Source organism: Aromatoleum toluolicum (assembly GCF_012911005.2).
Lineage (GTDB): Bacteria > Pseudomonadota > Gammaproteobacteria > Burkholderiales > Rhodocyclaceae > Aromatoleum > Aromatoleum toluolicum.
In genome coordinates, this window is the sequence record NZ_WTVS01000005.1 from 44,999 (window position 1) to 58,393 (window position 13,395).

Here is a 13,395-nt window from a genome sequence, read left to right on the forward strand (position 1 = left end):
CGCGCCTTGCCTCGCACCACACTTGCCCGTCCTCGATCACGGCATAACGCAGTCCCCGGCCGGGCGTGTTTCGCGCCGAGGCGTCCGCCCCGGCGGGGGGCGGGCAGTCACCATTGCAGCCAACAACAACCCAGATCGCCCGGTTGGCCCTGTATTGCACCTAGGATCAAGCGATGACCTACTACGACGCCAGAGAAACCCGTGACCCCGCCGAGCGCGAGCGGGAGCTGATGGCCCGCCTGCCGGCCCAGATCGCCCATGCGAAGGCGAATGCGCCGGCCTTTGCGGGGCTGCTCGAAGGCGTCGATCCGGCCACGATCGCGAGCCGCGAAGCGCTCGCCCGCCTGCCGGTCACGCGCAAGTCGGAACTGCTCGAACGCCAGAAGGCCGCGCGCCCGTTCGGCGGCTTTGCCGCGACGACCTGGGGTGCCGGCTGCCGCCGCGTGTTCGCTTCGCCGGGCCCGCTCTACGAACCGGAAAGCGCCCGGCCGGACTACTACCGCCTTGCCCGAGCCTTCTTCGCTGCCGGTTTCCGCGAAGGCGACCTCGTGCACAACACCTTCTCCTACCACTTCACGCCGGCCGGCTCGATGATGGAGACGGCGGCGCACGCGCTCGGCTGCACGGTCTTCCCGGCGGGCGTCGGGCAGACCGAGCAGCAGGTCGCCGCGGTCGCCGACCTGCGCCCGAACGCCTACGTCGGCACGCCGTCCTTCCTGCGCATCATCCTCGACAAGGCCGAGGAACTGGGCATCGCGCCCAGCTTCACGAAGGCCTTCGTCTCCGGCGAAGCCTTCCCGCCCGCGCTGCGCGACGCGTTCGCCGCGCGCGGCATTGCCGCCTTCCAGGCCTATGCGACCGCGGACATCGGCCTCATCGCTTACGAGACGCCGGCACGCGAGGGCATGGTGCTCGACGAGGACGTGATCCTCGAGATCGTGCGCCCCGGCACCGGCGACCCGGTCGCTGCAGGCGAAGTCGGCGAGGTCGTCGTGACGACCTTCAACCCGGACTACCCGTTGATCCGCTTCGGCACCGGCGACCTCTCGGCGGTGATGCCCGGCGCCTCGCCCTGCGGCCGTACGAACGTGCGCATCAAGGGCTGGATGGGGCGTGCGGACCAGACGACCAAGGTCAAGGGCATGTTCGTGCATCCCGGTCAGATCGCGGAGGTGGCGCGGCGCCATCCCGAGATCGTGCGCGCGCGCCTCGTCGTCGACAATCCGGACCTCAACGACCGCATGACCCTGCACTGCGAGACGGCACAACCCGCCGAGGTGCTGGCCGGCGCGATCGCGGCGAGCATCCGCGAACTTACGAAGCTGCGCGGCGAAGTCAGCTTCTGCACCCCCGGCAGCCTCGTCAACGACGGCAAGGTCATCGACGACGTGCGCAAGTACGACTGAAGGCCGCGCGGGCATCGTTCCGGGCCGTCGCGCCGCGCGGACGGTAGAATCGCGCGTCCCCACCTCCGATAACGACAGCATGAGACAGAAGCCCCTCGCGAACCTGCGCGTCCTCGACCTCACGCGCCTCCTGCCCGGCCCCCTCGCGACCCAGCACCTCGCCGACTATGGCGCCGAAGTCATCAAGATCGAGGACACTGGTGCTGGTGACTACGCGCGCACGATGGGTGCGATGAACGGCGACACGAGCTTCTTCTACCAGGTGTGCAACCGCGGCAAGAAGAGCGTGCGCCTCGACCTCAAGCAGGCTGAAGGCCGCGAGCTGTTCCTGCGCCTCGTGGACACCGCCGACGTGGTCGTCGAGGGCTTCCGCCCCGGCGTGATGGACAAGCTCGGCCTCGGCTACGACGCGCTGTCGGAACGGAAACCCAGGATCGTCGTGTGCAGCATCTCCGGCTACGGACAGACCGGCCCCTACGCGCTGCGCGCCGGCCACGACATCAACTACATCGGCTACGCCGGGGTGCTCGACCAGATCGGCACCGCGGGCGGCGCGCCGGCGCTCTCGAACCTGCAGGTCGGTGACCTCCTCGGCGGCACGATGTCCGCGTTGTTCGGCCTACTCGTCGCCGTGCTGGACGCGCGCGCGAGCGGGCAGGGCCGGCATGTCGACGTCTCGATGACTGACGCCGCGCTGGCACATGCGATCTTCCCGCTCGCCGAAGTCCTCGCGCACGGCGGCGTGAAGCCGCGCGGCGAGGATCTCCTGACCGGCGGCGTGCCCTGCTACGGCGTGTACGAGACCGCCGACGGACGCCACATGGCGGTCGGTTCGCTGGAGGAGAAGTTCTGGCACCTCGTGTGCGACACCCTCGGTCGGCCTGACCTCAAGCCCGCGCATCTTGCGACCGGCGACGAGGGCGCTCGCGCGCGCGCCGAGGTCGCCGCGATCTTCCGCAGCCGCACGCAGGTCGAATGGACGGCGGTCTTCGACGGCGTGGACTGCTGCGTGACCCCCATCCTGCGCGTCGAGGAAAGCCTGGAGAACCCGCAGCTGCTCGCGCGAGGCATGGTCACCACGGTCGACGGCGTGCGCCAGTTCGGCCCGCCGGTGCGCCTGTCCGGCTTCGAGCCCGGCCCCTTCCAGCCCGCGCCGCAGGCGGGTGCCGACAATGACGCGGTGCTGGAGTCGCTCGGCCTCGACGCCGCGGAGATTGCTCGCCTGCGCGGCGCCGGCGTGATCTGATCCGCCGCGGGGACCAGGAGCAGGGGGTAGAAGCCGCAGTCGCGGCGCGGCCGGCCGCGCGATAAGCTTCACCGATGCAAAGCCTGCTCCTGCTGCTTCCCGATTTCTCGCTGATCCTCCTCGGCGCGGCCCTTCGCCGCCACCTCGTCGACGGCGAAGCCTTCTGGGCCGGCGTCGAGAGGCTGGTCTACTTCGTGCTATTTCCCGCGCTGCTGTTCAACGCGCTCGCGACCGCCGACATCGATCCCGGTCGCGCGTTGCCGCTCTTCCTGTCCGGGTTCGGCACGATGGTCGCAGGCTTCGCGCTCGGCTGGCTCGGGCGCGGCCTCATGGGGCTCGATGCAATGGGCTTCGCCTCGCGCCTGCAATGCGCCTATCGCTTCAACACCTACATCGGCATCGCGATCGCCGGCAAACTGCATGGCGCTGCGGGCATCGCGCTGATGGGCGGGCTGTGCGGCGCGATGGTGCCGTTCGCGAACGTGATGGCGGTCGGCATGCTTGCGCGCCACGGGCAGGGCCGCCTGCTGCGCGAGCTGTCGCGCAACCCGCTGGTGCTCGCGACGCTTGTCGGTCTGCTGTTCAATCTTGCCGGGCTCGATCTGCCCGGCCCGCTGACGTCCTTCCTCAAGCGCCTCGGCGATGCCGCGGTGGCGCTGGGGCTGCTTGCGGTCGGTGCCGCGCTGCGCTGGGAAATGGTGGGCGGACGCTGGACGGGCGCTGCGTGGATCGTCGCGGTGAAGCTGCTGTTCCTGCCTGCAGTGGCCTGGCAGGTCGGTCGCGCGCTGGGGGTCGAGGGCGTCGCCTTCGATACGCTGGTGCTGTTCGCCGCGCTGCCGAGCGCGAGTTCCGCCTACATCCTCGCGATGCGCATGGGGGGCGATGGCGCCGGCGTCGCGTGGCTGATCTCGGCGACCACGCTCCTCGCCGTACCCTCGCTGACACTCTGGCTGCATCTCCTGTGAAAGGCAGCGCAGCGCAAGGGGGCGGCGCCGTGGCGTCCGCCCCCGAGACGGCTTACTTCTTTTCCGCTGCAGACTTGCGCGGACCCGCGGCCGGATCGGCGCCGGCCGCGGCGGACTTCGCTGCGCCCGCCTGCGCGCCCGGAGCCTGGGCCCCGGCCATTGCTGTCCACGGCCACATCGCCGCCGACGCGAAGGGATTGGCCTGTGCTTCGGCCTGCCCCTGAGCGCCCGCCTCGCGCGCCTGCTGGCCCATCGCCTGCACGGCCGCAATCGCCGCGCGCTGCATCTCCAGCCCCTGCGTCGTCATCTGCAGCATGTTGAGGTTCAGCTTGAGCCAGTTCTCCACCGCCTTCAGGTCGGCGATGCGTTTGTCCAGTTCGCCGACGTCCAGCGTCGGCGTGATCATGCCGGGCAGAGAGAAACCCATGCTGCTCCACATGCCACGCACGAATTCGAGCGGATCTTTCGCCGAGTTGTCATTCGCCATGCCGCTCCCCCTCAAGTGAATACATTTTCATCTTACTCCTCCCGCGTATCGACCGGACGGCGACGACCCATCATCCGGCTGCGCCGCGCCTAGTCGTGGCTTCCCGGCAGCCGATTCAACAAGGCGCGCAGGCGTGCCGGGCGCACCGGCTTGTGCAGCAGGGGCAGGCCCTCTTCCTGAGCCTGACGAAGCGTGTCCGGCCCGGTGTCGCCCGTTACGAGTACTGCCGGAATCTCCGTGCCCTGCCATGCACGCAGACTGCGGATCACCTCGATGCCGTTGCAGCTGCCGTCCAGACGGAAGTCGCTGATGATCAGTTCCGGAATGGCGTCTTCCCGGTTCAGCTGGTCGACGAGCGATTCGGCGTCGCCGGCTGCTGCGACCTTGCAGCCCCATGACGTGAGCAGGCTCTGCATGCTGCCGCGTGCCAGCGGATCGTCGTCGATCAATGCCACGTGCAAGCCGCCCAGATCGCCGGGCATGCGTCCCGCCTCGCTGCCGCCCGGGGTGGCCTCGGGCTGCGCGAGCGGGACTTCGATCGCGAACACCGAGCCCCGTCCGGGGCTGGAGCGCAGCGTCAGGTGGTGACCGAGCAGTTCGGTCAGGCGCCGCACGATGGGCAGGCCGAGACCCAGGCCCTTGTCGCGGGAGCGCTCGGGGTTATGCAGCTGCACGAATTCCTGGAAGATCGCCTCGTGCGATTCCGCCGGGATGCCGACGCCGTTGTCGCGGACCTCGATGCGCAGCCGGTCGCCGCGCCTGCGGCACGCCACCAGCACGCGCCCCTTGCGCGTGTAGCGCACCGCATTGCTCACGAGGTTGCTGAGGATGCGCTCGAACAGCACGGGGTCGCTGCTGATCCACGCATCCGTCGGCCGCGCCTTCAGTTCGAGGTCGCGGGCGTCGGCCCCGGGGCGCTCGTCGGCCGCGATGCGGTCGAGCAGGGGCTGCAGCGGGAAGGCGCGCACGTTCGGGTGCACGACATTCGCGTCGAGGCGCGAGATGTCCAGCAGGCTGTCGAGCAGATTCTCCATCGCCGCCGCCGATGCGGCGATGCGCTCGACCAGTCGTTGCGCGTCCGCGGCGTGTTCGTGCTGCGCCAGCTCCGCGATGAAGAGGCCCAGCGCATGCATCGGTTGGCGCAAGTCATGGCTCGCCGCCGCCAGGAAGCGCGACTTCGACAACGTCGCCCGCTCCGCCTCGTCCTTGCTCTCGCGCAGCTCCGCCGTCGCGTCCGCGATCTGGCGGCTCATGTCGTCATGAGCGCTCGCGAGCTGCGCCGCCATCTGGTTCACGCCATCCGTCAGCGTGCGCAACGTGCCGCCGCCGACCGGTGGAACGCGGGCGGAGAACTGCCCCCTGCCGATGCGCTCAACCGTCACCGCGACCTGGCGGATCGGGCCGGTCACGCCCCGACTCATGTAATTGGCCAATACCATGCTGCCCAGGAGCACGAGCACGATCGCAACGCTTCCGGTCAGCAGCAGTTCGCGCTGGCGGTCGTCGAGGCGTGCGCGCGACATGTCGACCACCACCGCCCCCAGCATCGGTGGCGGAGCGGCTGCCTGCGCGGTGCCCGGCGAGTGTCCTGACAGGTCGTCATCGAGATCGACCGTGCTGGGAAGGACCGGCTCGATGATGCGCAGCGTCTTCGGCGTGTCGAGCAGGCGTCGCGAGGGCGTCAGATGGGAGAGCACGGGCAGCGACTCGTCCAGATACCCGCTGCGCGCCAGCACTTCGCCGCCGCGGTCAACGATCAGCACGCCGGTCACGTCGTCTTCGGCGAGCATCGCGGTTGCCAGGCGATGCAGCGTGTCGCGGTTGCCCGAAAACAGCGCGTACTCGCTCGCTGCCGCGAGCTGTCTGGCGAAGGCCTGGCCACGGGCGCGATACGCCTCCTCGTGATCGGCGACGCGCGAGCGGGTGTAGAAGGCCGTGAGCACGATGGCCAGCACCAGCATCGGCAGTACGGCCACCAGCATGACCCGTGCGCGGACTCCCCAGGTGTCGATCACGGCCTCACCTCCGGGCGTCCTTCGCGCTGGCGCAGGCGGGCGGTGATGCGCTCCGCGGATTCCAGCTCGATCGCCAGCGAGCGTGCGACATTGGGGTTCGTTGCGATCTCGAACTCGCGCGGCGCCTGCGGCGGGGGCAAGCCTCCCCCCGCGAGCACCTGGCGCACCGCATCGGCGGCCTGACGGGCGATCTGCGCCGGGGTCGAATACAGCGCCAGCAATGCTCCCGCGCGTACATAGGCGGGCGAGAATCCGACCAGCGGCGCGCGGTGGCGGTAGCTCGTCAGCAGCACGTTCTGGATCGTGTAGCTGTTGAACAGCGTGTTGTCGGGCAGAGCCAACAGGACAGCGGGTTCGGCCAGCAGGCGCTCCAGCGCGGGGTAGATCTCGTCCGCGGTGGAAATCTTCTCGACGATCGCCCGCAGTTGCTGCTCCCGCGCGACCGATGCCAGCCGGCGCGCCAGATCGTCCGAAGCAGGGCTTGCGAGCAGGGCCACGTTGGGCTTGTGCGGAAGGGCGATGTTCAGCAGCGCGATCTGCCGGTGCACGGGCTGGTCGAGGAAGATCGCCGAATACCGGTCGGCATGCGGCCCGTACTGGATGAGGTCGAACGCGTCGCGGGGAATGAGCGTGTGCAGCACGGGCACTGCCGGCATGCGGATGCCGACGGCTTTGGCCGCCTGCGTGCCTATCGTGACGACGATGCGCGCATCGGCCAGCGCCGCACGGTCGAGGTCGCGCACGCCGAACACCGCCACGTCGCCATCGGGGACGTCCGGAGCAAGCGCATTGCGCAGCGCGACGAGGGTTTCCTCGTGGGCGCCGCTGCGCTCGGCCGTGACCACCACGACGCGCGGCCCGGCGAATGCGGGCCCGCAACAGGCTGCAAGGACGGTAAGCGCCAGCAACAAGGCGCGCAGAAGGCGATGGTCGAACTGCGGCATCGGCGCGTCAGCGGGGCCACACCGTGAGCGTGCCGCCGGCTGCGCGATCATGCGCAGGCGCCGGCAATCGACGGGCTCCGTCTCCTCGCGCGGCTGTCGCGGCAGGTGTCGGCCAAAGCCCGGCCGGATGCGGAACTCGTATGCTCATCGAGTGATAATAGTTTCCGGACCCCCGTCATGACAATGCGTGATGTCCGTGTTGCGGTTGTTATGATGGGATGTCCGAATATAACAGGGCCATTTTCCCCGATTTTTTGCCGGCGAGGGGGGAGTTTGCTCCTATCATTTGCGACAGGCCCCGCATGCTATCCTCACGTCTTTAGAATTGCAGCATTGCGGAGCGCGTCGTGACCCGGATTCTCATCGTCGAAGACCACGCCCTTGTTCGTGAAGCCATGGCGCAGACCCTTGCGCGCCTCGAGCCGGACGTCGAGTGCGTGGAGGCAAAGGGTTCCGAGGATGCGCTCGCCAAACTCGAGGCCAACCCTGACTGGGATCTGGCCGTGATCGACCTGATGCTGCCCGACCTGAACGGCTTCTCGCTGCTGGGCGTGCTCGCGAAGCGCTTCCCGGACGTGCCCACGATCGTTGTTTCCGCCCTTGACGACGCGGCGTCGATCCGGCGTGCGATGAAGGGCGGTGCGTCGGGCTTCGTGTCCAAGGCGGATTCGGGTGCCACGCTGCGCGAAGCGGTGCGGTGCGTGCTCGATGGCGGCGTCTATGCGCCCGACATCGCCAACGACCCCGCCGCCAAGCGCTCCGGCGCGCCCGTGAGCGAACGCTTCGGCCTGACCGCCGGCCAGACCCGCGTGCTGGAACTCCTCGCCCAGGGAAAGACCAACCGCGAGATCGCCGACCTGCTCGGTCTCTCCGAAGGCACCGTGAAGGTGCACATGTCGGCGATCTTCCGCGCGCTCAACGTCAGCAGCCGCGCCCAGGCGCTGATCGTCATCGCCCGCCACGGCTCGCGGCTCTGATCCGCGAGGCCGGCGCAGCCCGGCCGCGCCAGTGGGTGCCGCAGCAAAGCCGCGTCAGTGGGGGCGCCGATTCGCCTGCAGGCGCATCGGCATGTCCGCCGGCGACAGCCGGCCGCTCAACTGCGGCTCGTCCTCGTCGTCCGCTGCGGTCCTCGGCTCCGCGTGTTCGATGTCCATGAGATCGAGAACCTGCCGCGCCAGCGCACGGCACGCATTCGCGACGGCCGTCGGCAGATGCTCCGGAAACTGCTTCTGCAGCAGCAGCTTGGTGCCCGACAGCGCCAGCACGGGATGCAGGATGCGGTGGCGGTACGCGCCCATCAACTGCGCGACGCTGCGATCGACCGCCTCGCGCTGCCATGCGTTGGTCGGCCACTGCGTCGGTACCGCATAGGCGCGCGGGAACATCTCCAGGTCGCGCACGACGGTGCGGATGTCCTCATGCGACTCGCGGAAGGGCAGCAGCACGATGTCCGACAACGCGTACAGCTTGCGGTCCATCTCGGTGCGATTGCCGCCGCCGTCGATCACCCCCAGCCAGCCGTCGAGCGAGCGCAGCTTGTCGACGACCTTGGTGAGCGCCTCGCGCGTGCGTGCATCGGCTGTGATGTAGCGGCGCCCCGCGGGGCTCAGCGGTTCGCGCGACGTGTCGGTCAGCACGCATGCGGCGCGGTGGCCCAACAGGCCCAGTCCCTGCGACAGCATGTGCGACAGGGTGGTCTTGCCTGTGCCGCCCTTGTTACCGATCACACAGATGATTTCAGCCATGCCGGTGTTCCTCACTCGCGGCCCCCACGCCGCACGATTGCATTATCGGCGCGGGAGGCAGCGCGCAAGGGGCAAAAAAGCGCCCGGATAAGCCCGCTATTTCGACGCCCGCGCGTCCGCCACCCGATACACGTACAGCCGCGTCGCCCGCCTGTCGCCGACCTCCACGACCTCGTCCGGTTTACGGCCGGGAATCGGAAAACTGTTGCTTACGACGAGCGCGCCGGGCGCGAGTTCCTGCTGCGCCTTGCTCCACACGCGTGCCATCGGCACCGGCGACAGGAAGGCATAGACGACGTCGTAGGGGGCCCACGACTGCGCAAAGAAGTCACCGCGCCGCACGGCGACCCGGCCCGCCGTGCGGGCGAGCAGGCGGCTCAGCAGCCACGGCGCGGGTGCCGCTTCGACGCCCTCGAAGCGGCAATCCGGGCGCAGGCGCGCCAGCCCCCGCAGCAGCGACCCCGTGCCGCTGCCCAGGTCCAGCACGCGCACCGGCCGTCCCGCCGGCAACAGGGTTGCCACCGCGCCAATGGTTGCACGGTTCGACAGGTAGAGCGGAACCTGCGTGCGAAAGCTCGTCCAATACACGACGAGCAGCAGCGCAAACACGGCGAGATACCACGCCGGAGCGATGTCCGCCCGCCCGGCGACGACCAGCAGCGGCGCGAACACCGCATGGATCGCCAGCCACCAGCGCGCGCTGCGCATCGCCGCCGCCGCGGCCGTCGCGCACAGCGCCTGCATGCCGGCCAGCGGCCAGATGCCCGACGGCAGCCATCCGCCGCCCGCGAGCAGCAGGGCGCAGGCCCAGCCGGCAATCTGGGCGAACAGGGCTTTGAGTGCAGGCGGCATCCGGGAATGGGGAAGGGCAGGGGAGCGCGATCATACCGCGCCCCCGCGCCCCCGGGGCCTCCGAGCCTCCGAGCCTCCGAGCCGTCAGGCCGCCGCGGAGGCGCCCGCCTGCCCCGCGCCGACGGGCGCGCGCCAGGCGGCCAGCAGTTCGGCCCGCCGTGTCGCCGCCTCCTCCATGTTGCGTGCCTTGATGTGACCGTAGCCGCGGATCTGCTCGGGCAGTCTTGCGATCTCGACCGCCGCCGGCAGGCGCAGGAATGACAGCGTCTCCAGCAGCTCGAGCACGTCGCGTTCGTACTGCGCGATCAGCGCCCGCTCGGCGCGTCGCTCGGTGCTGTAGCCGAAGACGTCCCAGGCCGTGCCGCGCAGGCGCCGCAGCCGCGCGAGCCAGCGGAACGCCTTCAGCATGCGCGGGCCGTAGGCCTTCTTGCGCAGCTTCCCCGTGTTCGGATCCGGGCGCGCGAGCAGCGGCGGCGCGAGATGGAAGCGCACCTCGTAGTCCCCTTCGAAGCTCGCCTCGACGCGCTCCCAGAATGCCGGATCGGTGTACAGTCGCGCGACCTCGTACTCGTCCTTGTACGCCAACAACTTGAAATAATTGCGCGCCACCGCGTCCGCGAGGCGCAGCGTCGCGCCGGTCCCGGCAATGCGAGTCTCCGCTTCCCTGACCCGTTCGACGAGACGGCGGTATCGCGCCGCGTATGCCGCGTCCTGGTATGCCGTCAGCGTCGCCTCGTGCAATGCGATCAGCCCGTCCAGCGTTTCCGCGCGGATCGGGACGACCTTCGCGGGTTCCAGCACCCGCGCAATCGCGTCGGGCTCGACCGCTGCGCGCCGCCCCCATTCGAAGGCTTTGGCATTCATCGCGACCGCCACCGCATTGAGCTCGATCGCCTGCAGCAGCGCCGCGCGCGTCACCGGCACCATGCCCCGCTGCCACGCATAGCCGAGCAGGAAGGCGTTCGTCGCGATGGCGTCGCCCATCAGCGCCGTCGCCATCCGCTGCGCGTCGATGAAATCGGCCGCATGCAGTGCCGGCCCGTCACCGACCGCCTCGCGGATCGCGCGCTCCATGCGCCCGATCGGGAAGCTCCAGTCGGGATTGCGCGCGAACTCCGAGGTCGGCGTCTCCGCGGTATTCACGATCGCCCGCGTACGCCCGGCCGCCATCTTCGCCAGTGCCTCGACGCTCGCCGTGACGACGAGATCGCCGCCGATCACCGCCTGCGCCTCGCCCGCCGCGATGCGCACCGCGTGCAGGTCCTCGGGGCGATCGGCGACGCGGATGTGGCTGAACACCGAGCCGCCCTTCTGCGCGAGCCCGGTCATGTCCAGCACCGTCACGCCCTTGCCGTCGATGTGCGCGCCCATGCCGATCAGCGCGCCGATCGTCACCACCCCGGTCCCGCCCACACCGGTCACGAGGATGCCGAAGGGCGCGGTCGTCCCCGGCAGCTCCGGTTCGGGCAGCGTGGCGATCCACGCGTCGTCGGCCGCCTGCGCGCCGCCCTTGCGCAAACGCCCGCCCTCGATCGTGATGAAGCTCGGGCAGAAGCCCTTGAGGCACGAGAAATCCTTGTTGCATGCCGACTGGTCGATCTGGCGCTTGCGCCCGAAAGGCGTCTCGACGGGAACCACCGCCATGCAGTTCGACTGCACGCCGCAATCGCCGCAGCCCTCGCACACCGCCTCGTTGATGAACACCCGCCGCGCCGGATCGGGGTAGGTGCCGCGCTTCCTGCGCCGGCGCTTCTCGGCCGCGCAGGTCTGGTCATAGATCAGCGCCGTGACGCCCGGCGACGCGCGCAGCTCGCGCTGCACCGCGTCCAGCTCGTCACGATGCCGCACCGGGACGTGCGGGATGTCCGACGGGCCGTAATGGCGATCGGTGCCGTCGGTCACGACGACGATGTTGCTCACGCCCTCGGCCTGCAGCTGGCGCACGATCTTCGGCACCGTCAGCCCGCCGTCCAGCGGCTGCCCGCCCGTCATCGCCACCGCGTCGTTGAACAGGATCTTGTACGTGATGTTCACCCCAGCCGTGACCGCCTGGCGGATCGCCAGCAGGCCCGAGTGGAAGTACGTGCCGTCACCGAGGTTCGCGAATACATGCTGTTCGTGCGTGAACGGCGCCTGCCCGACCCACGGCACGCCCTCGCCGCCCATCTGCGTGAAGGCGCCGGTGCGCCGTTCTGGCATCCACGTCGCCATGTAGTGACAGCCGATGCCGGCCACCGCCCGACTGCCCTCCGGCACGTGCGTCGACGTGTTGTGCGGACAGCCGGGGCAGAAGGTCGGCACGCGGTCGATCGCGAAGAAGCGCTCCGACAGCGCCTTCTCTTTTTCCTGCAGGAAGGCGAGCCGCGTCTCGATGCGTGCCGACGTGAAGTAGCGCCCGACGCGGGATGCGATCACCCGTGCAATCATCGCCGGCGTCAGCTCTCCCGCCGCCGGCAGCAGCCATTCGCCGTGATCGACGCCCCCGCCTGCCTGCGGGATCATCGCCCACTCGCCCTTCTCGTCGAACTTCCCGACCACGCGCGGGCGGACATCCTCGCGCCAGTTGTACAGCTCTTCCTTCAACTGGTACTCCAGCAACTGGCGCTTCTCCTCGATCACGAGGATCTCGTCCAGCCCCTCCGCGAAGCGCCGCACCCCCTCGGCCTCCAGCGGCCACACCATGCCTACCTTGTACAGCCGGATGCCGATCTCGGCCGCGAGCGCCTCGTCGATGCCCAGGTCGTCGAGGGCCTGGCGCACGTCGAGATAGGACTTGCCGCAGGTGATGATCCCCAGTCGCGGTGCCGGCGAGTCGATCACGATGCGGTTGAGCCCGTTGGCGCGGCAGTACGCCAGCGCCGCGTACAGCTTGTAGTGCAGCAGGCGCTTCTCCTGCACCAGCGGCGGATCCGGCCAGCGGATGTTCAGCCCGTCGGGCGGCAGCGCGAAGTCGGTCGGGGTTACGACCTCCACGCGGCGTGGATCGACATCCACCGACGCCGAGGTCTCCACCGTGTCGGCGAGCGCCTTGAACGCCACCCAGCAGCCCGAATAGCGCGACAGCGCAAAGCCATGCACGCCGAAGTCGATGTACTCCTGCACGCCCGCCGGTGCCAGCACCGGCATCATCATGGCCTTGAAGAAATGATCCGTCTGGTGCGGCAAGGTCGAGGATTTCGCCGCGTGGTCGTCGCCCGCCACCACCAGTACGCCGCCATGCGGCGATGTCCCGGCCGCGTTCGCGTGGCGGAACACGTCGCCGCTGCGATCGACGCCCGGCCCCTTGCCGTACCACAGCGCGAATACGCCGTCGTACTTCGCCTGCGGTGAAAGATTGACCTGCTGCGAGCCCCACACCGCGGTGGCCGCGAGATCCTCGTTCACGCCCGGCTGGAACACGATGTCGTGGCTGGAGAGATGCGTGTGCGCCTTCCACAGCGTCTGGTCCAGCCCGCCCAGCGGGGAGCCGCGGTAGCCCGACACGAAGCCGGCGGTATTCAGCCCCGCCGCACGGTCGCGCTCCTTCTGGATCATCAGCAGGCGCACCAGCGCCTGATACCCGGTTAGATACACGCGCCCCGATGCCTGCGTGTACTTGTCCTCGAGGCTGACGTTCCTCACCGTCGATGCATCGCTGCGGGGATCGGCTTCGGCCATGGCGACTCCTTGCGCAAGAACTGCGTTTCCGGAACACCGCGCGGACAGGTCGCCGCGAGCGGAGTCAGCCTAGCCCCT

At 69.4% G+C, this 13,395-nt stretch carries 10 protein-coding genes; 4 read left to right on the forward strand and 6 right to left on the reverse strand.

Annotation, left to right across the window (positions count from 1 at the left end):
• The first annotated feature begins 173 nt into the window (after positions 1-173).
• The 3 genes from GPA27_RS03720 to GPA27_RS03730 all read left to right on the forward strand — a co-directional run bounded on the left by GPA27_RS03720 (position 174) and on the right by GPA27_RS03730 (position 3,617).
• The gene (locus GPA27_RS03720) at positions 174-1,406 is read left to right on the forward strand and encodes a phenylacetate--CoA ligase family protein (RefSeq protein WP_169137975.1); all 1,233 of its coding nucleotides are present in this window, start codon (positions 174-176) and stop codon (positions 1,404-1,406) included.
• A gap of 79 nt (positions 1,407-1,485) precedes the next feature.
• Positions 1,486-2,652, forward strand: coding sequence for a CaiB/BaiF CoA transferase family protein (locus tag GPA27_RS03725; protein WP_169137977.1), 1,167 nt, complete (start codon positions 1,486-1,488; stop codon positions 2,650-2,652).
• A 74-nt stretch (positions 2,653-2,726) separates the two neighbouring features.
• Positions 2,727-3,617 (forward strand): AEC family transporter, encoded by an 891-nt coding sequence (locus tag GPA27_RS03730; protein ID WP_169137979.1) that lies wholly within the window; start codon positions 2,727-2,729, stop codon positions 3,615-3,617.
• A 52-nt stretch (positions 3,618-3,669) separates the two neighbouring features.
• On the opposite strand, the gene GPA27_RS03735 is transcribed toward GPA27_RS03730, so the two are convergent.
• The 3 genes from GPA27_RS03735 to GPA27_RS03745 form a co-directional block, all read right to left on the reverse strand.
• Positions 3,670-4,104 (reverse strand): PhaM family polyhydroxyalkanoate granule multifunctional regulatory protein, encoded by a 435-nt coding sequence (locus GPA27_RS03735; protein ID WP_169137981.1) that lies wholly within the window; start codon positions 4,102-4,104, stop codon positions 3,670-3,672.
• 89 nt (positions 4,105-4,193) lie between these two features.
• On the reverse strand, positions 4,194-6,086 hold the full coding sequence (locus GPA27_RS03740; RefSeq protein WP_169138091.1) for a hybrid sensor histidine kinase/response regulator: 1,893 nt from the start codon (positions 6,084-6,086) through the stop codon (positions 4,194-4,196).
• A 29-nt stretch (positions 6,087-6,115) separates the two neighbouring features.
• On the reverse strand, positions 6,116-7,063 hold the full coding sequence (locus GPA27_RS03745) for an ABC transporter substrate-binding protein (protein ID WP_169137983.1): 948 nt from the start codon (positions 7,061-7,063) through the stop codon (positions 6,116-6,118).
• 347 nt (positions 7,064-7,410) lie between these two features.
• Between GPA27_RS03745 and GPA27_RS03750 the strand changes: the two genes are divergently transcribed.
• On the forward strand, positions 7,411-8,040 hold the full coding sequence (locus tag GPA27_RS03750; protein ID WP_169137985.1) for a response regulator transcription factor: 630 nt from the start codon (positions 7,411-7,413) through the stop codon (positions 8,038-8,040).
• 54 nt (positions 8,041-8,094) lie between these two features.
• On the opposite strand, the gene GPA27_RS03755 is transcribed toward GPA27_RS03750, so the two are convergent.
• From GPA27_RS03755 to GPA27_RS03765, 3 genes are all read right to left on the reverse strand, one after another.
• The gene (locus tag GPA27_RS03755; RefSeq protein ID WP_169137987.1) at positions 8,095-8,808 is read right to left on the reverse strand and encodes a P-loop NTPase family protein; all 714 of its coding nucleotides are present in this window, start codon (positions 8,806-8,808) and stop codon (positions 8,095-8,097) included.
• A gap of 96 nt (positions 8,809-8,904) precedes the next feature.
• Complete coding sequence (locus GPA27_RS03760; RefSeq protein WP_169137989.1) at positions 8,905-9,660, reverse strand: class I SAM-dependent methyltransferase; 756 nt, start codon at positions 9,658-9,660, stop codon at positions 8,905-8,907.
• Positions 9,661-9,744: 84 nt separating this feature from the next.
• The gene (locus GPA27_RS03765; RefSeq protein ID WP_169137991.1) at positions 9,745-13,317 is read right to left on the reverse strand and encodes an indolepyruvate ferredoxin oxidoreductase family protein; all 3,573 of its coding nucleotides are present in this window, start codon (positions 13,315-13,317) and stop codon (positions 9,745-9,747) included.
• Positions 13,318-13,395 lie beyond the last annotated feature (78 nt).